Here is a 19433-nt window from a genome sequence, read left to right as displayed (position 1 = left end):
CAGCCCGGACCCGAACTCTTCGCCACCGGTCGTGCCCGACCCCTTGCGTTCCCCAACTCTGCATTACATATTGAGTTTTGCGTGTTAAATAGACGTAACCCTACGGTACCCGGTACCGAACCGGCCGACCGGACGTCTTCGGGGAGACCTGAGTGGACAGCACATCCCGACTCGCCATCCGCCGCACGGGCATCACCACTCCCGTGCGCACCTCCGGCTCCCCCGCGCCGCCCGGTCCGGGCGAGACCGCCCACGCCGCCGCCGACGTATACGATCCCGCCCGGTCCGCCGGCCCGCTGCACGTCAGGGCCGCCCAGGTGCTCGACGGCAACTGGACGGGAACGTCCACCGTCCCCTCCCGCGGCCTGTATCCCCATCAGTGGTCCTGGGACTCGGCCTTCATCGCGATCGGGCTGCGTCATGTGTCGCCCCTGCGGGCGCAGACGGAACTGGAGACGCTGCTCGGCGTCCAGTGGGGCGACGGCCGGATTCCGCACATCGTGTTCAGCCCCTCCGTGCCGCTCGACGCGTACTTCCCGAGCCCCGACTTCTGGCGCTCCTCGACCGCGGGGCGCGCCGCGGGCGCCCCGCGCACCGTGCAGACGTCGGGCATCGTGCAGCCACCGGTGCACGCGCTCGCCGCCTGGCTGGTGCACCAGGCCGACCCGGGCCTGTCCCGGGCGCGGGACTTCCTCCCCCGGGCGTACCCGCGCCTGGCGGCCTGGCACCGCTATCTGCTGCACCGCCGGGACCTGGGCGGTGGCGGGCTCGCCTCCGTGGTCCACCCGTGGGAGCAGGGGATGGACAACAGCCCCTGCTGGGACGCCCCGCTCGGCCGGATCGCCCCGGACCCGGCCCGTACCTTCCGGCGTGCCGACCTCGACCACGGATCCGCCGAGGACCGCCCGACGGATCTCGACTACGGGCGGTACGTACGGCTCGCGCGGGACTACCGGGACGGCGGATACGCCGACGGGACGGGGCGTTTCGCCGTCGAGGACCCCGCGTTCAACGCGCTGCTGATCGCCTCCGAGCACGCCCTCGCGGCCATCGCCCGGGAACTCGGCGCGGCGGGGACCGCACGGCACGCACGCGCGGAGCGCCTGACGGCGGCCCTGGTGGAGCGGCTGTGGGACCCGGCCGAGGGGATGTTCTTCTGCCGGGACGTGTACGCCGAGCGCGAGAGCGGCGCTCATCGAGCGGAGCGGTGCTCTCGGAGGGATGACCGCGCCCCGGAGCGGTGCTTCCCGAGTGACGACCGCGCCCCGGAACCGGGGGCGCGGAGCGGTGCTCACTGGACGGAGCAGCGCTCTCGGAGCGGTGAGCAGACCGCGGAGCACCTCACGGCGAGCGGTGCTCTCGGAGCGGAGCAGCCGTCGCGGAGCGATGCTCTCGGAGCGGAGCACCGCTCGCGGATCGGTGCTCTCGAAGGAGAGCACCAGTCACGGGACACGGCTCACGTGGGCGAGCCGGGCTCGCGAGACAGCGCTCTGGACAGTGAGCACCGCTCGCGGATCGGCGCTCACAACGGAGAGCAGCGCTCACAAAACGGTGCTCACGCCGGAGAGCAGCGCTCACGAAGCAGTGCTCACACAGGAGAGCACCGCTCGCGGAACACCGCTCGCGAAGGAGAGCAGCGCTCTCCGAGTGGTGCGCTGATCCCCGAGCGCGGTATCGCCGGGCTGCTCCCGCTCATCCTCCCCGCGCTGCCCCGCGGCATCGCCGCCACCCTCGTCCGGACGGCGGCCGGCCCGCACTTCGGGCTCGGCGGGGTGGCCCGGCTGGTGCCGAGCTACGACCTGACCGGGCGCGCCTTCGACCCGCGCCGCTACTGGCGCGGCCCGGCCTGGTTCAACACCAACTGGCTGCTGGAGCGCGGGCTGCGGCTGCACGGCGAGCACGGGCGCGCGGAGGAGCTGCGCGCGGCGCTGCTGGAGACGGCGGACGCGTCCGGGTTCGCGGAGTACGTGGATCCGTACACCGGCGAGGCCTGCGGAGCACTCGGCTTCAGCTGGACGGCCGCACTCACGCTGGACCTGCTGCACGAGCCCTCAGGGGCGGACCGGGTCGTGTCCCGGCCGGGGCGCGACACGGTCGGCACGGGACAGCGCGCGGCCCCGCACGGCACACCGCCGGACGGCGCACCGCCGAACGGCACGGCCCCGCACGGCACACCGCCGGACGGCGCACCGCCGGACGGCACCGCGCCGCGCGGTTCGTTCGGGACGGGCGCCGAGGGTGGCGAGGGAATCAAGGGAACCAAGGGAGGGGACCGGGGATGACGGACCGGCATCATCTGCTCGTGCACGGTGGGACGTTCGCCGCCGTGGGGGACGGCGGGGACATCAGCGGGGTGCGGGGCGGCAGCTCCCCGGACGGGCTGTTCGTACGGGACGCCCGTCATCTCAGCCGCTGGCAGCTGACCGTCGACGGCGCGGTGCCCGAGGCGCTGACGCCGGTCTCGGACGGCGACACGGCACGCTGCGTGCTCGTCCCGCGGGGTGGCCGCAACGAACCGCCCGCGTACACGCTCTTCCGTGAACAGGCCGTCGCCGACGGTGCGTTCGTGGAGTCGCTGACCGTCACCAGCAACCGTCCGACGCCCACGACCGTACGTATCGCGCTCACCGTGGACGCCGACTTCACCGACCAGTTCGAGTTGCGCTCCGACCACCGCACGTACGCCAAGACCGGCGCCGTACGAGGGCGCCGGATCCTGGACGACGGGGTGGAGTTCAGCTACCGGCGCGGGGAGTGGCGGTCCCGTACGACGGTCACCGCCGAGCCGCCGCCGGACGGGGTCGAGGAGACGGGCACCGGCGCCCGGCGTCTCGTCTGGACCCTGGAGCTCCCCCCGCACGCCTCTGCGGAGCTGTCGCTGCGTGTCGCGGCGCGTCCGCACGGCGCGCTGAAGGAGCCGGAGGTCCCCCGCTCCCCCGCCGCGGCGAACGAACGGCTGCTGGCGCTGGAGGGCGAGTTCGCGGAGGGCGTGCCCTTCCCGACCGGCTGGCCGGAGCTGGCCGCGGCCTGCGCGCGCGGGCTGTCGGACCTCGCGGTGCTGCAGGTACCGGCGACCGGGCCGGACGGCGAGGAGCTGCGGGTGCCGGCCGCGGGAGTCCCCTGGTTCCTCACGCTGTTGGGCCGGGACGCCCTGCTGACCTCGCTGTTCGCCCTTCCCTACCGTCCCGGGCTCGCCGCCGCGACGCTGCCCGCGCTCGCCGCGACCCAGGCGGTCGAGGTGGGGGCGGGCGCGGTGGCCCAGCCCGGCAAGATCGTGCACGAGGTGCGGCACGGCGAGCTGGCGCACTTCGGGCAGGTGCCGTACGGGCGGTACTACGGGTCGGTGGACGCCACGCCGCTGTTCCTGGTGCTGCTCGGCGCGTACACCGAGCAGACCGGTGACGTGGCCCTGGCCCGGCGGCTGGAGCCGCACGCACGCGCGGCGATCGGCTGGATGCTGGACCACGGCGGCCTGACCTCGTGCGGTTATCTCGTCTACCGCGCGGACGGCGGCGGTCTCGCCAACCAGAACTGGAAGGACTCCCCGGGGGCGATCTGCTCGGCGGACGGCAGCCGGCCCAGCGGTCCGGTGCTGGCGGCGGGCGCGCAGGGATACGCGTACGACGCGCTGCGCCGCACCGCCCATCTCTCCCGTACGGTCTGGGGCGACGAGGTCTACGCGGCGCTTCTGGAGCAGGCCGCGGGTGATCTCCGTGACCGCTTCCAGCGGGACTTCTGGATGAGCGAACAGGCCTTTCCCGCGCTGGCGTTGGACGGTGACGGCCGTCAGGTCGACGCGCTCGCCTCGGACGCGGGCCATCTGCTGTGGTCCGGTCTCCTGGACAAGGAGTACGGCGAGCTGGTCGGACGGCGTCTGCTGGAGCCGGACTTCTTCTCGGGCTGGGGCGTACGCACCCTGGCCGCGGACCAGCCCGCGTACCACCCGCTGTCGTACCACCGCGGTTCGGTCTGGCCGCACGACAACGCGCTGATCACGCTGGGGCTGGCCCGCTACGGCCTGCACGACGAGGCCCGCCAGGTCGCCCACGCCCTGGTCGACGCGGCCACGGCCGCGGGTCACCGGCTCCCCGAGGTCCTCGCGGGCTACGGCCGGGCCACACACGCGGAGCCGGTGCCCTACCCGCACGCGTGCGTACGGGAGTCGCGGTCGGCGGCGGCTCCCCTGGCGCTGCTGACGGCGGTCGGTGGAGCCTGAGGTTCTCAGGAGGAGCCCATGGCGTCCCGGGCCACCACGACGAACCGTTCCAGCCGGCGGCGGAAGGCTTCGTGGGCCGCGTCGAAGCGCTCGTGGGCGCCCGGGTCTCCGCAGGTCACGCGCCACAGCGCGCGGTTGGCCTCGGCCGCCGCCCGCTGGACGTCCCCGGCCGCCTCGGCGGCCGGGGCGGGGCCCTCCAGGAGGACCACCCTGACGCAGCGCATGAGCGGGTCGAAGGCTCCGCGGAGTTCGACGCGGAGTTCCTGCACCCGGGCCAGCCGCGCCTCGGGGTCGTCGAGCTGGACGTAGGCGTCGCCGACCCGCCAGTACAACTCGCCGGTGAGATGGGCCTGTTCCATCAGATCGAGGAAGGCGGCCCGGCGGGTGTCACGGACCCGGTCACGGTGCTGGTTGCGGGCCGAGGCGTCGGCCTGGACCCGGGCCGCGCGGACGTTGCCCCGGGTGGTCACCCAGCTCGCGAGCACCGCCGTCGCGCCGGTAAGGACCGCGACCCACACCGTGCTGTCCGTCACGTCGATCAGTGTCGGGGAGCGGCGTTCCCCTGTCGAGGGCGCCGGCGGCGGGGGAGGCAGGTCCGGTCAGCCTCCGGACGTGTCCAGTTCGGCGTCCTCGCCAATGCCGGCGCAGTCGTAGGGGTCCTTCAGCCAGCCGTCCGGGAGGACAACCCGGTTGTTGCCGGAGGTGCGGCCCCGGGGGCCGTCGGCGCCGGCCGGCCACGGCTGGTCGAGGTCCAGCTCGGCGAGTCCGTCGGAGAGTTCGGCCAGGGACGACGTGACGGCGAGGCGCTTGCGCATCTCGGAGCCGACCGCGAAGCCCTTGAGGTACCAGGCCACGTGCTTGCGGAAGTCGATGACGCCGCGGGCCTCGTCGCCGATCCACTCGCCGAGCAGGGTGGCGTGCCGGACCATGACGGCCGCGACCTCGCGGAGTGCCGGGCGGGCGTACTCCTCGCGTCCCTCGAAGGCCGCCACCAGGTCGCCGAACAGCCACGGCCGGCCGAGACAGCCGCGCCCGACCACGACGCCGTCGCAGCCCGTCTCGCGGACCATCCGCAGCGCGTCCTCGGCCGACCAGATGTCGCCGTTGCCGAGGACGGGGATCTCCGGGACGTGCTCCTTGAGGCGCGCGATGGCGTCCCAGTCCGCCGTGCCGCCGTAGTGCTGGGCGGCGGTGCGGCCGTGCAGCGCGATGGCCGTGACGCCCTCCTCGACGGCGATCCGGCCGGCGTCCAGGAAGGTGATGTGGTCGTCGTCGATGCCCTTGCGCATCTTCATGGTGACGGGCAGGTCCCCGGCGCCGCTCACGGCCTCCCGCAGGATCGCCCGCAGCAGGTTGCGCTTGTACGGGAGGGCGGAGCCGCCGCCCTTGCGCGTCACCTTGGGCACCGGGCAGCCGAAGTTCAGGTCGATGTGGTCGGCGAGGCCCTCGTCCGCGATCATGCGGACGGCCTTGCCGACGGTCGCCGGGTCCACGCCGTACAGCTGGATCGAGCGGGGCTGCTCGGTCGCGTCGAAGCGGATCAGCTGCATGGTCTTCTCGTTGCGCTCGACCAGCGCCCGCGTGGTGATCATCTCGCTGACGAACAGACCCTTGCCGCCGCTGAACTCCCTGCACAGGGTGCGGAAGGGCGCGTTCGTGATCCCGGCCATGGGTGCCAGGACGACGGGCGGCTGAACGGTGTGGGGGCCGATCGACAGCGGGGTGGCGGGGGCGAGGACGGTCGTGGACATTCCCCCATTGTCGCGTACCGGAGCGGGTGCCGTGACAGGGGCCGGCGACCGGCCCGGCGGGCGGGGGCGAGGGGGCCGGGGAGCGGGTGCGCGGGGCCCCGGGAGCGGGTGCGACGGGAGAGTCCGTGAAGGGGCGCCCGGGGGGCGAGGCGGCGGGCCGTGACCGTCGGCACCGAACCCTGTAGGGGTCATTAGTTAGACGCACTATCGAAGCGGGCGTAGGCTGGTGGAATGCCCGAGCTCACCCCACGCCACCGTCTCCTGGTGCTCGCGATCTGCTGCATGAGCCTGCTGATCGTGAGCCTGGACAACACGGTCCTGAACGTCGCCCTGCCCTCGATGCAGAAGGAACTGCACGCGAGCGTCGCCGGCCTCCAGTGGACGATCGACGCGTACACGCTGGTCCTCGCGTCGCTGCTGATGCTCGCGGGTTCGACCGCCGACCGCATCGGCCGCCGCCGGATCTTCAAGGCGGGCCTGGTGATCTTCACCGTCGGCTCGGTGCTGTGCTCCCTCGCCCCGAACCTCGAATCCCTGGTCGCCTTCCGCATGGTGCAGGCGGTGGGCGGTTCGATGCTGAACCCGGTGGCGATGTCGATCATCACGAACACGTTCACCGACCCGCGTGAACGCGCCCGCGCGATCGGGGCCTGGGGCGGTGTCGTCGGCATATCGATGGCCGCGGGCCCGCTGGTCGGCGGCCTCCTGGTGGACTCGGTCGGCTGGCGCTCGATCTTCTGGATCAACCTCCCGGTGGGCCTCGCCGCCTTCCTGCTCACCTGGCGCTACGTCCCGGAGTCCCGCGCACCCAAGGCCCGCCGCCCCGACCCGGTCGGCCAGTTCCTCGTCATCGCGCTGCTCGGCTCGCTCACGTACGCGATCATCGAGGCACCCGACTCCACCGTCGCCCGGACCACCGTCTACGGGGCGATCGCCGTCGCCGCCCTGCTCGGTCTGCTGTGGTACGAGCCCCGGCGCGCCGAACCCCTCATCGACCTCCGTTTCTTCCGGTCGGCACCGTTCAGCGGGGCCACCGTCATCGCCGTCAGCGCGTTCGCGGCGCTCAGCGGCTTCCTGTTCCTGTCCACGCTCTATCTGCAGAACGTCCGCGGCCTGGACGCGCTGCACGCGGGCCTGTGGATGCTGCCCATGGCGGCGATGTGCTTCGTGTGCGCCCCGCTGTCCGGACGGCTGGTCGGCAGCCGGGGGCCGCGTCTGTCCCTGCTGATCGCGGGGGTCGCGACCACCGCGAGCGGGCTGCTGTTCGCCGCGTTCGAGGCGGAGACGTCGAACGTCACGCTCGTGATCGGCTACGTCCTGTTCGGCCTGGGCTTCGGCTTCGTCAACGCGCCCATCACCAACACCGCCGTCTCCGGGATGCCCCGCGCGCAGGCCGGGGTCGCCGCGGCCGTCGCCTCGACCAGCCGCCAGATCGGCGGCACCCTGGGCGTCGCGGTGATCGGCGCGGTCCTCGCCTCCGGCATCCACGCCTCGGCGTACCGGGAGACGTTCGTCTCGGCCGCCCGTCCCGGCTGGTGGATCCTCACCGGCTGCGGCCTCGCCGTCCTCGTGCTCGGCGCCCTGACGAGCGGACGCTGGGCCCGCGGCACCGCGGAGCGCACGGCCCGCGAGCTGGCGCCCGCGGAGGCGGAGACACCTCAGCCGGTGGGCGCCGCCCGGTCCCAGGACGCGCCGGCCGCGTAGCAGGGGTGGTGCGGGCCGGTGGTGGTGGCGGGGCGGTGGTGGTGGCGGGGCGGCCCGCACGGACCGCCCCCGCGGCGCCGCGCTACGGCCCCTCCTAGCGGGCCCCGCGGGCCGGCACTCCCCGGGGCTCCTCGTTCTCCGCTGCGCGCGCCACCTCGTGCAACCTCTCCAGCCCCACTCGGCTCGCCTCGTCCGTGGGGGCGTACGTCACCATCCGGGCGCCCATGTCGGGGGCGAGCCACAGATCGGTGTGGTCGAGGGTGAGGAGCCCGACGTACGGGTTCACGAACTGCTTCGTCTTGCTGCGGGTGCCGCCGAACACCTCGTACCGCTCCCAGATCTCGCGGAACTCGGCGGACTCCGTACGCAAGCGCTTGACCAGCATCTTCCAGGCGGGCTCGCCGAGATGTCCGGCCATCGAGGCGCGCAGTTTGGCGGCCATCATGCGCATGGTCTCGTCGAGGAGCACGATCGACCTGCGCCACTCCTCGTGGGTGTAGACGAGGACCATGCAGTTGCGGTCCTCGGGCGCCACCGTGTCCAGGTCCCTCATCATCAGGCGGGCGTACGTGCGGTTGTACGCCAGGATGTCGTACCGGCTGTTCTGGATGCAGGCCGGGACCGGCTCCAGCTGGGTCAGCATGTGGCGCAGCGCCGGGGTGATGGTCTGGCACCGCGCGGCGGGCGTGGGGTCGACGGCGCCGGCCAGCTGGAAGAGGTGGGCGCGCTCGCTGGAGTCCAGGAGCAGGGTGCGGGCCAGCGCGTCGAGGACCTGTTCGGAGACCTGGATGTCGCGGGCCTGTTCGAGCCAGGTGTACCAGGTGACGCCGACGGCCGAGAGCTGGGCGACCTCCTCGCGGCGCAGGCCCGGGGTGCGCCGGCGGCGGCCGCGGGGCAGTCCGACCTGTTCGGGCGGGATGCGTTCGCGCCGGTTGCGCAGGAAGGCGGCGAGTTCGTGGCGCCGGATCGCGCTGCCGCTGGGGACCGCGGCGGCGGCCGGGCCGGGGGTGGTGGTCGTCTCGCGCACCATCGTCGTCATGTCTCCAGACTGCCGTCCGCCGGAACCTGTTTCCAGGTAGTGCCGCTACCAGGATAAGGACACTCTGGTACCAGCCTGAGGGTGGGACGAAGCTCTTTACGTGACCGAAACCGGAACCCTGACCACACCCGTCCGATCACCGTCCGCGCCACCCGTCCTCGGTGGCCTCGGGCTCTTCACCGTGCTGCTCGGCGCGGCTCTTCCGCTCATCGACTTCTTCATCGTCAACGTGGCCCTCCCGACCATCGGCCGGGACCTGCACGCGAGCGAGGCCGTCCTCGAACTCGTCGTCGCCGGGTACGGGGTCTCGTACGCCGTCCTGCTCGTCCTGGGCGGCCGGCTCGGCGACCTCTTCGGGCGGCGGCAGCTCTTCCTCGGGGGGATGGCCGCGTTCGGTCTGACCTCGCTGGCGTGCGGACTCGCGCCCAGCGCCTGGACGCTGGTCGCGGCCCGCGTGGCCCAGGGCGCGGCGTCCGCCGCCATGCTGCCGCAGGTGCTCGCCACCATCCAGGCGGCGACCGCGGGAACCCGCCGCGCCAAGGCCATGGGGCTGTACGGCGCGACGGCCGGGCTCTCCATGGTGGCCGGGCAGATACTCGGCGGCCTCCTGGTCGCCGCGGACATCGCGGGCACCGGATGGCGCGCGGTGTTCCTCGTGAACGTCCCCGTCGTGCTCCTCGGTCTGTTCCTGGCCGGGCGTGCGGTGCCCGAGACCCGCTCGCAGCACCCGGAGCCGATCGACGCCCCCGGCACCGTCCTGCTCGCGCTGTCGCTGCTGACGCTGCTGGCCCCGCTGACCGAGGGCCGCGCGGCGGGCTGGCCGTTGTGGACGTGGCTGTCGCTGGCCCTGTTCCCGCTGGTGGCGGCCGCGTTCTACGCCGTCGAGCGCCGGGAGGACCGGGCCGGCCGCACTCCCCTGGTGCCGCCGAGCCTGTTCGCGCTGACCTCACTGCGCCGGGGCCTGATCATGATCGTGCCGTTCTCGATCGGTTTCAGCGGCTTCATGTTCGTGATCGCGGTGGCGCTGCAGCAGGGCGCGGGCCTCGGTCCGGTCGCGGCCGGACTGGCGCTCGCCCCGATGGCCGTGGTGTTCTTCGTCACCTCCCTGTGCGGACCGCGGCTGATCGCCCGGTACGGCACCCGGGTCGTCACGGCCGGCGGGCTGATCCAGGCGGTGGGTGTGGCCCTCATCGCGCTGACCGCGTGGCGGTCCTGGCCGGACCTCGGCGTGTGGGAGCTGCTCCCGGGCGCGGCCGTCGCCGGTGCGGGACAGGCGCTCCAGCTGCCGGTGCTCATCCGGATCGTCCTCTCCGAGGTACCGGCCGCGCGGGCCGGTGTCGGCAGTGGTGTGATGGCGACCACCCAGCAGTCGGCGCTCGCCGTCGGCGTCGCCACCCTGGGCACCCTGTTCCTGTCCCTCGTCCCGGGCCACGGCATGCGGGACGCCCTGGTGACGACGCTCCTGGTCCAGCTGGCGGGCGTGGTCCTGACGACAGCGCTGAGCCTGCGGCTCCCGCGCACGGTCGGCTGACGGGCCGCCGCGCGGGCAGGCGGGCGAGGAGCGGTCCGGGACCGGCCCGGGCCGTTCCGGTCCGGCACGACCGGAGCGGGCGGTGCCGTAACACCCCCGTCCGGTACGGATGTTCAGCGGGCGACCAGGCGGAACGCGTGCCCGGGATCCCGCGGGACGGCGGCGGATTCGGCCGCCACGCGGCGGAGTCCGGGCCGACGCCCACCCGGCCCGGCCGGTCAACTCGTGACCGAAGAGCCCCCGTTGATCTTCTCCATGCTGCACACTCCTTCCTGCACAGGCCTTGTCGGGCACGCGGAGCGAGAGCACCAGGAGGTGTCATGCTGCAGATCAACACGAGCAAGGTGAGCCGCTGGGACCAGCACGGCCGCGAGCACGTCGTCCATGTCCAGCGGACGGGGGTGCAGCGCACGATCAGGTGCGGCACCTGCGGCTGGCGCAAGAGCGCGCAGTTCCTGCCGTGGCTGAAGGCGGAGGAGCATCTCGCCGAGGCGCACCAGGCGACCGTGGATCCGACGGAGGGCTGAGCGCCCTCCGCCGGGTCCGCCGGTCAGGGGCGCAGGCCACGCAGGACGAGGTCGACGACCGCGGTGAACTCGTCCTGGATGCCCGGCTGTTCCCATTCGCGGGCGTATGCCGGGTCGTGGAAGCGATTCGTGGCGTCGAAGAGCGCGCGGGCCGTCGCGGCGGCGTCGCCGTCCACCGCCGCGAAGTCTCCTTCGCGTACTCCCCGGCCGACGATGTCCGTCAGCTGGCCGACGAGCTCGCGCACGTGTTCCTCCACCACCCTGCTGGCGTCGGCGAGGAGCACCGAGTACGTGGCGAACAGTTCGGGGTCGTCGCCCGCCTTGTGCCGCTTGGCGGCGAACAGGGCGCCGAACCACTGCCTGAGGGCCTCGGGAGCCGTCTCGTCCGTCGTCCCGGCGATCCGGGCCAGCGTCTGCGAGGTGCGGTCCAGCCAGCGTTTGGTGACCGCCTCGCGAAGCGCCGCCTTGGTGCGGAAGTGGCGGTAGACGCTGCCGTGGCTGACGCCGAGCGCGCGGGCCACGTCCACCACGGTGGCCTTGGCCGGTCCGTGGCGGCGCAGCACCTCCTCGGTCACTTCGAGGATGCGCTCGGCGGTCAGTGTCTCGCTGGTCGGTGGTGCCATGACGACGACCGTACCCGGCGGTTCCGTCAGCGGTCCGTGCCGAGGTGGCCCATCTGTGCCCGCGGGTAGCGGTCGCCCGCGGCGGCGCCGTCCGGCACGGCCTCCTCGATGGCGGCGAGGTCCCCGGCGTCGAGGGTGACGTCGAGCGCGCCCAGCGCCTCCGTCAGCCGCTGCCGGGTACGGGCACCGACCAGCGGAACGATGTCCTCGCCGCGCGAGAGCACCCAGGCGATGGCGATCTGGGCGACGGAGACGCCCTTCTGCTCGGCGACCTTGCGCAGCGCCTCGACGAGAGTGAGGTTGTGCCGCAGGTTGTCGCCCTGGAAGCGGGGGCTCATGGCGCGGAAGTCGTTCGCGGCCAGCTGCCGGTCGGCGGTGAAGTGCCCGGAGATCAGCCCGCGGGAGAGCACGCCGTACGCGGTGACCGAGATGCCCAGCTCGCGGGTGGTCGGCAGCACCTCGTCCTCGATGCCCCGGGAGAGGAGCGAGTACTCGATCTGCAGGTCGCTGATGGGCGCGGTGGCGGCGGCCCGGCGGATGGTGTCGGCGCCGACCTCGCTGAGGCCGATGTGCCGGACGTGGCCCTTCTCGACCAGTTCGGCGATCGCGCCGACCGTCTCCTCGATCGGTACGGCCGGGTCGGCGCGGGCGATCCGATAGACGTCGATGTGGTCCACACCGAGACGCTGGAGGGAGTACGCGGCGAAGTTCTTCACCGCGGCGGGGCGGCCGTCGTAGCCGACCCAGCCGCCGTCCGGGTCGCGCAGCGCGCCGAACTTGACGCTGGTCAGGGCCTGTGCGCGCAGGGACGCGGGGGCGGTCCGCAGGGCTTCGCCGATGAGCATCTCGTTGTGGCCCATGGCGTAGAAGTCGCCGGTGTCCAGCAGGGTCACGCCGGATTCGAGCGCGGCGTGGACGGTCGCGACGGACTCGGCGCGGTCCGCGTCGCCGTACAGCGCGGACATGCCCATGCAGCCGAGGCCGAGAGCGGAGACCTGGGGGCCGTTCGTTCCGAGGGGGCGGGTGCGCATGAAGGTTCCTTGGGTTGGGGGGTGGGTGCCGTGCGGGCGACCCGTATTCAGCTTGGCATGACAGCTGACAGATTTCAATATCTGTCAGCTGTCATCTGTTACGCGTCACCCCTCGGTCAATTTGGTCCAGACCTATTGACGACAGGTCTGGACCGCCGCACTGTCATGCATGCGACACGCCCCTCCGCGTCCCCCACTCCAGGAGGCCCCGCATGATCCGCCGGAAGTTGCGCCTGCTCGCCGTCGCGCTGGCGGCCGCCGTCCTCGCCCCGCTCTCGGTCGCCGCCGCCCCCACCGCCTCCGCGGCCGACACCTGCGCCGTGAAGTCCCGCCCCGCCGGCAAGGTCCTCCAGGGCTACTGGGAGAACTGGGACGGCTCCGCCAACGGCGTCCACCCGCCCTTCGGCTGGACCCCGATCACCGACTCCCGTATCGCCGCCCACGGTTACAACGTGCTCGACGCGGCCTTCCCCGTCATCCGCTCCGACGGCACCGCCCTGTGGGAGAACGGGATGGACGCGGGCGTGAAGGTCGCGACGCCCACGGAGATGTGCGCGGCGAAGGCGGCCGGCCAGACGCTCCTGCTGTCCATCGGCGGGGCGGCGGCCGGGATCGACCTCAGCTCCTCCGCGGTCGCGGACCGGTTCGTGTCGACGATCGTGCCCATCCTGCAGAAGTACAACTTCGACGGGATCGACATCGACATCGAGACCGGTCTGGTCGGCAGCGGGAACATCGGGCAGCTCTCCGCCTCCCAGGCCAACCTGATCCGCATCATCGACGGCGTGCTGGCCCGTATGCCGTCGAACTTCGGCCTGACGATGGCGCCGGAGACGGCCTACGTCACCGGCGGCAGCATCACGTACGGCTCGATCTGGGGCGCGTATCTGCCGATCGTGAAGAAGTACGCGGACAACGGCCGGCTGTGGTGGCTGAACATGCAGTACTACAACGGCAGCATGTACGGCTGCTCCGGCGACTCGTACTCCGCGGGCACCGTCCAGGGCTTCGTCGCGCAGACGGACTGCCTGAACAAGGGACTGGTCGTCCAGGGCACCACCGTCAAGGTGCCCTACGACAAGCAGGTTCCCGGCCTGCCGGCCCAGTCCGGGGCGGGCGGCGGCTACATGTCACCGAGCCTCGTCTCCCAGGCGTGGCGCCACTACGGGACCTCGCTCAAGGGTCTGATGACGTGGTCGGTCAACTGGGACGGCTCGAAGAACTGGACGTTCGGGGACAACGTGAAGGCGTTGCAAGGACGTTGAGACAGCACGAAGGCCCGCCCCCCGTGTGCACGGGGGCGCGGGCCTTCGTCGTCCGCGGGCGGCGGCCGGCCGGCCGCCGCCGGTCAGGCGGCAGCGGCGGTCAGCAGCCGATCAGGCGGGACGCGAGGTAGCCCTCGATCTGGTCCAGCGAGACGCGCTCCTGCTTCATCGAGTCGCGCTCGCGGACCGTCACCGCGTTGTCCTCGAGGGTGTCGAAGTCGACGGTGACGCAGAACGGCGTGCCGATCTCGTCCTGACGACGGTAGCGGCGGCCGATGGCGCCGGCGTCGTCGAAGTCGATGTTCCAGTGCTGGCGCAGCGCCGTGGCCAGGCCCTTCGCCTTGGGCGACAGCTCCGGGTTGCGGGAGAGCGGGAGGACGGCGACCTTGACCGGCGCGAGGCGCGGGTCGAGGCGCAGCACCGTGCGCTTCTCCATCTTGCCCTTGGCGTTGGGGGCCTCGTCCTCGACGTACGCGTCGAGGAGGAAGGCCAGCATCGCGCGGCCGACACCGGCGGCGGGCTCGATGACGTAGGGGGTCCAGCGCTCGCCGGCCTCCTGGTCGAAGTAGGACAGGTCCTGGCCCGACGCCTTGGAGTGCGCCGACAGGTCGTAGTCCGTGCGGTTGGCGACGCCTTCCAGCTCGCCCCACTCGTTGCCGCCGAACTGGAAGCGGTACTCGATGTCGGCGGTCCGCTTGGAGTAGTGCGAGAGCTTCTCGGCCGGGTGCTCGTACCAGCGCATGTTCTCCTCACGGAGACCGAGGCCGGTGTACCAGTTCCAGCGCTCCTGCATCCAGAAGTCCTGCCACTTCTCGTCCTCGCCCGGCTTGACGAAGAACTCCATCTCCATCTGCTCGAACTCGCGGGTGCGGAAGATGAAGTTGCCGGGCGTGATCTCGTTGCGGAAGGACTTGCCCATCTGCGCGATGCCGAACGGCGGCTTGCGGCGGGAAGTCTGCTGCACCGAGGCGAAGTTGGTGAAGATGCCCTGCGCGGTCTCGGGGCGCAGGTAGGCGACGGAGCCGCTGTCCTGCGTGGGGCCGAGGTGGGTGGAGAGCAGGCCCGAGAACTGCTTGGGCTCGGTGAAGGTGCCCTTGTTGCCGCAGTTGGGGCAGTTCAGGTCGGTGAGGCCGTGCTCGGGCAGGCGGCCGTGCTTCGCCTCGTACGCCTCCTCCAGGTGGTCGGCGCGGTAGCGCTTGTGGCAGAAGGTGCACTCGGTGAGCGGGTCGGTGAAGGTCGCGACATGACCCGACGCGACCCAGACCTCGGTGGCCAGGATCACCGACGAGTCGAGGCCGACGACGTCCTCACGGGAGGTGACCATGTAGCGCCACCACTGACGCTTGATGTTCTCCTTGAGCTCGACGCCGAGCGGGCCGTAGTCCCAGGCGGCGCGCTGTCCGCCGTAGATCTCACTACAGGGGAAAACGAAGCCACGGCGCTTGCTCAGGCTGACGATGGTGTCGATCTTGTCGGCGGCCACGATGCTCTCTTCAGTACGACGGACGGCGCGAATGACTCAGGTTACCGGCGCGGCCCACCCTCGTATCAAATCGGTTCGGTGACGACTCCGCTCGTCCCGTCGTTCACCGAGCACTTACCGAGGGCTTGTTGACAATCGTTTCCAAGTTTGTTGAAAATGACTGTCATGAACGTACGACGACGCCTCATATCCGGGTCCGCGGCACTGGCGGCCACCACCCTCGGTCTCGGCACCCTCTCCGCCTGCTCCGGTTCCGCGGCCGCCGACGGCACGAGCGGCGGGAAGCTCGACGTCGTGGCGTCGTTCTATCCGATGCAGTACCTCGCCGATCAGATCGGCGGGACGCACGTGCGCGTGACGAGCCTGACCGAGCCCGGCCAGGAGCCGCACGACCTGGAGATCAGCGTCCGGCAGACCATGCGGCTGGAGAAGGCCGGCGCCATCGTCTACCTCAAGGGCCTCCAGCCGGCCGTCGACACCGCCGTCGCGCAGTCCCAGGTCGGTACGAAGATCGACGCGGCGTCGCTGACCACGCTGGAGAAGCACGGCAACGAGGTCGGCGGGCACGCCGCCGCCCACGACGACGGCGAGGGCGAGGAGACCGGCGGCACCGACCCGCACATCTGGCTCGACCCGGTGAGGTACGCCGAGGTCGCCCGGGGCGTCGGCAAGGGCCTGGAGAAGGCCGACCCGAAGCACGCCGCCGACTACCGGAAGAACACCGCCGCGCTGGTCGAGAGGCTGGGAGCGCTGGACAAGACGTTCGCCGACGGGCTGCGGAACACCAGGACCAAGACCTTCATCACCACCCACGCCGCCTTCGGCTACCTCGCCGAGCGCTACGGCCTCACCGAGGAGGCCATCAACGGCCTCGACCCCGAGTCGGAGCCCAGCGCGAACCGGGTGAAGGGACTTGAGAGGATGGCGGAGGCCGACGGCGTCTCGACGGTCTTCTACGAGACGCTCGTCAGCGACAAGACCGCGAAGACCATCGCCGGCGACGCGAGGCTCAGGACGGACGTCCTCGACCCGATCGAGGGCATCACCCCGAAGTCCCGGGGCGACGACTACTTCCAGGTCATGGAGTCCAACCTGAAGGCGCTGCGGACGGCTCTGGGCGCCGAGCGATGATCCCTACGGAGGACGGCATGACGACCGAGCCGGTCATTTCCCTGCGCGGTGTCACCGCCGACCTGGGCTCGCGCCGGGTCCTGCGCGGCATCGATCTCACCGTGCACCGCGGTGAGGTCGTCGCGCTGCTCGGCGCGAACGGGTCCGGCAAGTCGACGGCCGTGCGCAGCGTCATCGGTCAGGTGGCGGTCGCCGGAGGCGAGATCGAGCTCTTCGGCACACCGCGGCACCGCTTCCGCGAGTGGCGGCGCGTGGGGTACGTCCCGCAGCGCACGACCGCGGCCGGCGGGGTGCCCGCCACGGTCACCGAGATCGTCGCCTCCGGCCGGCTGTCCCGCGCCCGCTTCGGCGTGCTGCGCCGGGCCGACCACGAGGCCGTACGGCACGCCCTGGAGCTCGTCGGCATGGCGGACCGCGCCAAGGACTCCGTGAACGCGCTCTCCGGCGGGCAGCACCAGCGGGTGCTGATCGCCCGCGCGCTGGCCTCCGAACCCGAACTGCTGATCATGGACGAGCCGATGGCGGGCGTCGACCTGGCGAGCCAGGAGGTGCTGGCGCGAACGCTCAGGCAGCAGGTGGCCGCCGGCACGACGGTCCTGCTCGTCCTCCACGAACTGGGCCCGCTGGAGCCGCTGATCGACCGCGCGGTCGTACTGCGCGACGGCTGCGTCCTGCACGACGGACCGCCCCCGGCCGCGGTGGGCCAGCACGCGCTCCCCGGCCACGACCACGTACACCCGCACACGGCTCACGACGCCGAACCGATCCGGACGGGACTGCTGAGCTGATGGAGATCTTCGACTACGCCTTCATGCAGCGGGCGCTGCTCGCCGCCGTCCTGGTGGGCATCACCGCGCCCGCCGTCGGCATCTACCTCGTCCAGCGCCGCCAGGCCCTCATGGGCGACGGCATCGGCCATGTGGCGATGACGGGCGTCGGCCTCGGCTTCCTGCTGGCGGCCAACCCGGTGTGGATGGCGACGGCCGTCTCCGTGCTGGGCGCCGTGATCATGGAGCTGATCCGCTGGTACGGCAGGACGCGCGGCGACATCGCGCTGGCCATGCTCTTCTACGGCGGCATGGCGGGCGGCGTCATGTTCATCAACCTCGCGCCGGCCGGCTCGAACGCCAACCTCACCTCGTACCTCTTCGGCTCGCTCTCGACGGTCAGCCAGTCCGACGTGACGGCGATCTGCCTGCTGGCGGCCTTCGTGGTGCTGGTCACCGTGGGACTGCGCCGGCAGTTGTTCGCGGTCAGCCAGGACGAGGAGTTCGCGCGGGTGACGGGACTCCCGGTGCGCGCCCTGAACCTGCTCACCGCCGTCACCGCGGCGGTCACGGTGACGGTCGCCATGCGCGTCGTCGGCCTGCTGCTGGTCAGCGCGTTGATGGTGGTCCCGGTCGCGGCGGCCCAGCAGCTCAGCCGCAGCTTCGTCGCCACCTTCGCGATCGCCGTGGCGATCGGGGTGAGCGTGACGATCGGCGGGACGGTGACCTCGTTCTACCAGGACGTGCCGCCCGGCGCGACGATCGTCCTGCTGACCATCGGGGCGTTCATCGCGCTGACGCTGCTGGCGACACCGCTCGCCCGGCGCCGGGCGCGCGCCGCGGCGGAGGGGCGAACACCCGCGGACCCGGCGGAGTGCGTGATTCCGGCCGGCCGGGTCCCGGAACGCAAGGTCGGCGTCTGACCACGCACAGTCCGGACTGGCACAATGGCCGGGCAAGGGCAGACGTGAGGAGGCAACGGTGACTACCGCTGGATCGCCCGTACGGGGCCGCTCCACCCGGCAGCGTGCCGCCGTGGCGGCGGCACTCGACGAGGTGGACGAGTTCCGCAGTGCGCAGGAGCTCCACGACATGCTCAAGCACAAGGGTGACTCCGTCGGGCTCACCACCGTGTACCGCACACTGCAGAACCTCGCCGACGCCGGTGAGGTGGACGTGCTGCGCACCTCCGACGGCGAGTCCGTCTACCGCCGTTGCTCCACCGGCGAGCACCACCACCACCTCGTCTGCCGGGTCTGCGGCAAGGCGGTGGAGGTGGAGGGCCCGGCCGTCGAGAAGTGGGCGGAGGCGATCGCCGCGGAACACGGCTATGTGAACGTCGCGCACACGGTGGAGATCTTCGGCACCTGCGCGGACTGCGCCGCGGCGAACACCTGAGCCCCGGAGGGGATCGGACGCGCGTCCGGTCGCGGTCGGGGATCGCCCGCAACCGGTCCACGTCCTCGGGAACGGGCGGCAGGTCCTACGACCCGTCGCCCCTCATGTCCCGCTCCATCGCGAGCAGTTCCTCGTTCGGGACGGCGCCCCCGAAGCGGCGGTCGCGCTGGGCGAACTCCACGCACGCACGCCACAGGTCACGGCGGTCGAAGTCCGGCCACAGGACGTCCTGGAAGACCATCTCGGCGTAGGCGCTCTGCCAGAGCAGGTAGTTGGAGGTGCGCTGCTCGCCGCTGGGCCGCAGGAACAGGTCCACGTCCGGCATGTCCGGGTAGTACAGGTACTTCGCGAAGGTCTTCTCGGTGACCTTGTCCGGGTCGAGCCGGCCCGCCCGCACGTCCTCCGCCAAGGCCTGTGCCGCGTCCGCGATCTCCGCGCGGCCGCCGTAGTTCATGCAGAAGTACAGGGTGAGCCGGTCGTTGTCCTTGGTCTGCTCCTGGGCGACCTGGAGCTCCTTGGCGACCGACTTCCACAGCTTGGGCATCCGGCCCACCCAGCGCACCCGGATCCCGAGCGCGTCGAGCTGGTCACGGGTCTTGCGGATGAAGTCGCGGTTGAAGTTCATCAGGAAGCGCACCTCGTCGGGCGAACGCTTCCAGTTCTCGGTGGAGAACGCGTACAGGGAGATGGCCCCGACCCCGGCCTCGATCGCGCCCTGCAGCACGTCCAGCACCCGCTCGGCGCCGATCTTGTGCCCCTCGGTGCGGGGCAGCCCGCGCTCCTTGGCCCAGCGGCCGTTGCCGTCCATGACGATCGCCACGTGGTTGGGGATCAGCTCACCGGGGAGCTTCGGCGCCCGGGCCCCCGACGGGTGCGGCTCTGGCGTCTCGTACTCGCGGCGCTGGCGCCCCAGGAACCCGCGTACCACCATGTGTCTCTCGTCTCCCTCAGTCCTGCGTCTGTTGCC

At 71.9% G+C, this 19433-nt stretch carries 17 protein-coding genes; 10 read left to right on the top strand and 7 right to left on the bottom strand.

Going from position 1 to position 19433, the window contains the following annotated elements:
* Positions 1 to 152: 152 nt before the first annotated feature.
* Complete coding sequence (locus tag OG776_RS27910; protein ID WP_410093424.1) at positions 153 to 2282, top strand: MGH1-like glycoside hydrolase domain-containing protein; 2130 nt, start codon at positions 153 to 155, stop codon at positions 2280 to 2282.
* A complete protein-coding gene (locus OG776_RS27905) occupies positions 2279 to 4216 on the top strand; it encodes an amylo-alpha-1,6-glucosidase (RefSeq protein WP_148013862.1) in 1938 nt (645 codons plus the stop codon). Before OG776_RS27910 ends, OG776_RS27905 begins: the two co-directional genes overlap by 4 nt.
* Before the next feature lie 5 nt (positions 4217 to 4221).
* Here the strand turns inward: OG776_RS27905 and OG776_RS27900 are convergent, their stop codons facing one another.
* Positions 4222 to 4749, bottom strand: a complete 528-nt coding sequence (locus OG776_RS27900; RefSeq protein WP_148013863.1) for a hypothetical protein — start codon at positions 4747 to 4749, stop codon at positions 4222 to 4224.
* 66 nt (positions 4750 to 4815) lie between these two features.
* On the bottom strand, positions 4816 to 5967 hold the full coding sequence (gene dusB / locus OG776_RS27895) for a tRNA dihydrouridine synthase DusB (protein WP_329322711.1): 1152 nt from the start codon (positions 5965 to 5967) through the stop codon (positions 4816 to 4818).
* A gap of 231 nt (positions 5968 to 6198) precedes the next feature.
* Between dusB and OG776_RS27890 the strand changes: the two genes are divergently transcribed.
* Positions 6199 to 7671, top strand: a complete 1473-nt coding sequence (locus tag OG776_RS27890) for an MFS transporter (RefSeq protein WP_329322710.1) — start codon at positions 6199 to 6201, stop codon at positions 7669 to 7671.
* 94 nt (positions 7672 to 7765) lie between these two features.
* On the opposite strand, the gene OG776_RS27885 is transcribed toward OG776_RS27890, so the two are convergent.
* Positions 7766 to 8710, bottom strand: coding sequence for a helix-turn-helix transcriptional regulator (locus OG776_RS27885; protein ID WP_329322709.1), 945 nt, complete (start codon positions 8708 to 8710; stop codon positions 7766 to 7768).
* Between the two features lie 100 nt (positions 8711 to 8810).
* Here OG776_RS27885 and OG776_RS27880 point away from each other — a divergent pair, with 100 nt between their 5' ends.
* Positions 8811 to 10241 (top strand): MFS transporter, encoded by a 1431-nt coding sequence (locus OG776_RS27880; protein WP_148013864.1) that lies wholly within the window; start codon positions 8811 to 8813, stop codon positions 10239 to 10241.
* Between the two features lie 320 nt (positions 10242 to 10561).
* Positions 10562 to 10768, top strand: coding sequence for a hypothetical protein (locus OG776_RS27875; RefSeq protein WP_148013865.1), 207 nt, complete (start codon positions 10562 to 10564; stop codon positions 10766 to 10768).
* A gap of 23 nt (positions 10769 to 10791) precedes the next feature.
* On the opposite strand, the gene OG776_RS27870 is transcribed toward OG776_RS27875, so the two are convergent.
* Both OG776_RS27870 and OG776_RS27865 read right to left on the bottom strand, forming a co-directional pair.
* On the bottom strand, positions 10792 to 11391 hold the full coding sequence (locus OG776_RS27870) for a TetR family transcriptional regulator (RefSeq protein ID WP_148013866.1): 600 nt from the start codon (positions 11389 to 11391) through the stop codon (positions 10792 to 10794).
* A 26-nt stretch (positions 11392 to 11417) separates the two neighbouring features.
* Entirely contained in the window at positions 11418 to 12422 is a 1005-nt protein-coding gene (locus OG776_RS27865; protein ID WP_148013867.1) for an aldo/keto reductase, read from the bottom strand.
* 212 nt (positions 12423 to 12634) lie between these two features.
* On the opposite strand from OG776_RS27865, the gene OG776_RS27860 reads away from it, so the two are divergent.
* Entirely contained in the window at positions 12635 to 13687 is a 1053-nt protein-coding gene (locus OG776_RS27860; protein WP_329322708.1) for a chitinase, read from the top strand.
* A gap of 100 nt (positions 13688 to 13787) precedes the next feature.
* On the opposite strand, the gene OG776_RS27855 is transcribed toward OG776_RS27860, so the two are convergent.
* A complete protein-coding gene (locus OG776_RS27855; RefSeq protein WP_148013869.1) occupies positions 13788 to 15170 on the bottom strand; it encodes a glycine--tRNA ligase in 1383 nt (460 codons plus the stop codon).
* A gap of 165 nt (positions 15171 to 15335) precedes the next feature.
* Here OG776_RS27855 and OG776_RS27850 point away from each other — a divergent pair, with 165 nt between their 5' ends.
* The 4 genes from OG776_RS27850 to OG776_RS27835 are packed head-to-tail and all read left to right on the top strand — an operon-like array spanning position 15336 to position 18466.
* Positions 15336 to 16301: a metal ABC transporter substrate-binding protein gene (locus OG776_RS27850; RefSeq protein WP_148013870.1), complete on the top strand. Its 966-nt coding sequence runs from the start codon at positions 15336 to 15338 to the stop codon at positions 16299 to 16301.
* 17 nt (positions 16302 to 16318) lie between these two features.
* A complete protein-coding gene (locus OG776_RS27845) occupies positions 16319 to 17089 on the top strand; it encodes a metal ABC transporter ATP-binding protein (protein ID WP_148013871.1) in 771 nt (256 codons plus the stop codon).
* On the top strand, positions 17089 to 17991 hold the full coding sequence (locus OG776_RS27840) for a metal ABC transporter permease (protein ID WP_148013872.1): 903 nt from the start codon (positions 17089 to 17091) through the stop codon (positions 17989 to 17991). Before OG776_RS27845 ends, OG776_RS27840 begins: the two co-directional genes overlap by 1 nt.
* 58 nt (positions 17992 to 18049) lie before the next feature.
* Entirely contained in the window at positions 18050 to 18466 is a 417-nt protein-coding gene (locus OG776_RS27835) for a Fur family transcriptional regulator (RefSeq protein ID WP_148013873.1), read from the top strand.
* Between the two features lie 85 nt (positions 18467 to 18551).
* Here OG776_RS27835 and OG776_RS27830 read toward each other — a convergent pair whose 3' ends face one another.
* Entirely contained in the window at positions 18552 to 19397 is an 846-nt protein-coding gene (locus tag OG776_RS27830; protein ID WP_148013874.1) for an isoprenyl transferase, read from the bottom strand.
* Between the last annotated feature and the right edge of the window lie 36 nt (positions 19398 to 19433).

This window comes from Streptomyces sp. NBC_01689 (genome assembly GCF_036250675.1).
In the GTDB taxonomy this organism is placed as follows: Bacteria; Actinomycetota; Actinomycetes; order Streptomycetales; family Streptomycetaceae; genus Streptomyces.
Note: the sequence above shows the minus strand (reverse complement) of the source record. Positions and strands in the feature narration are given on the sequence as shown.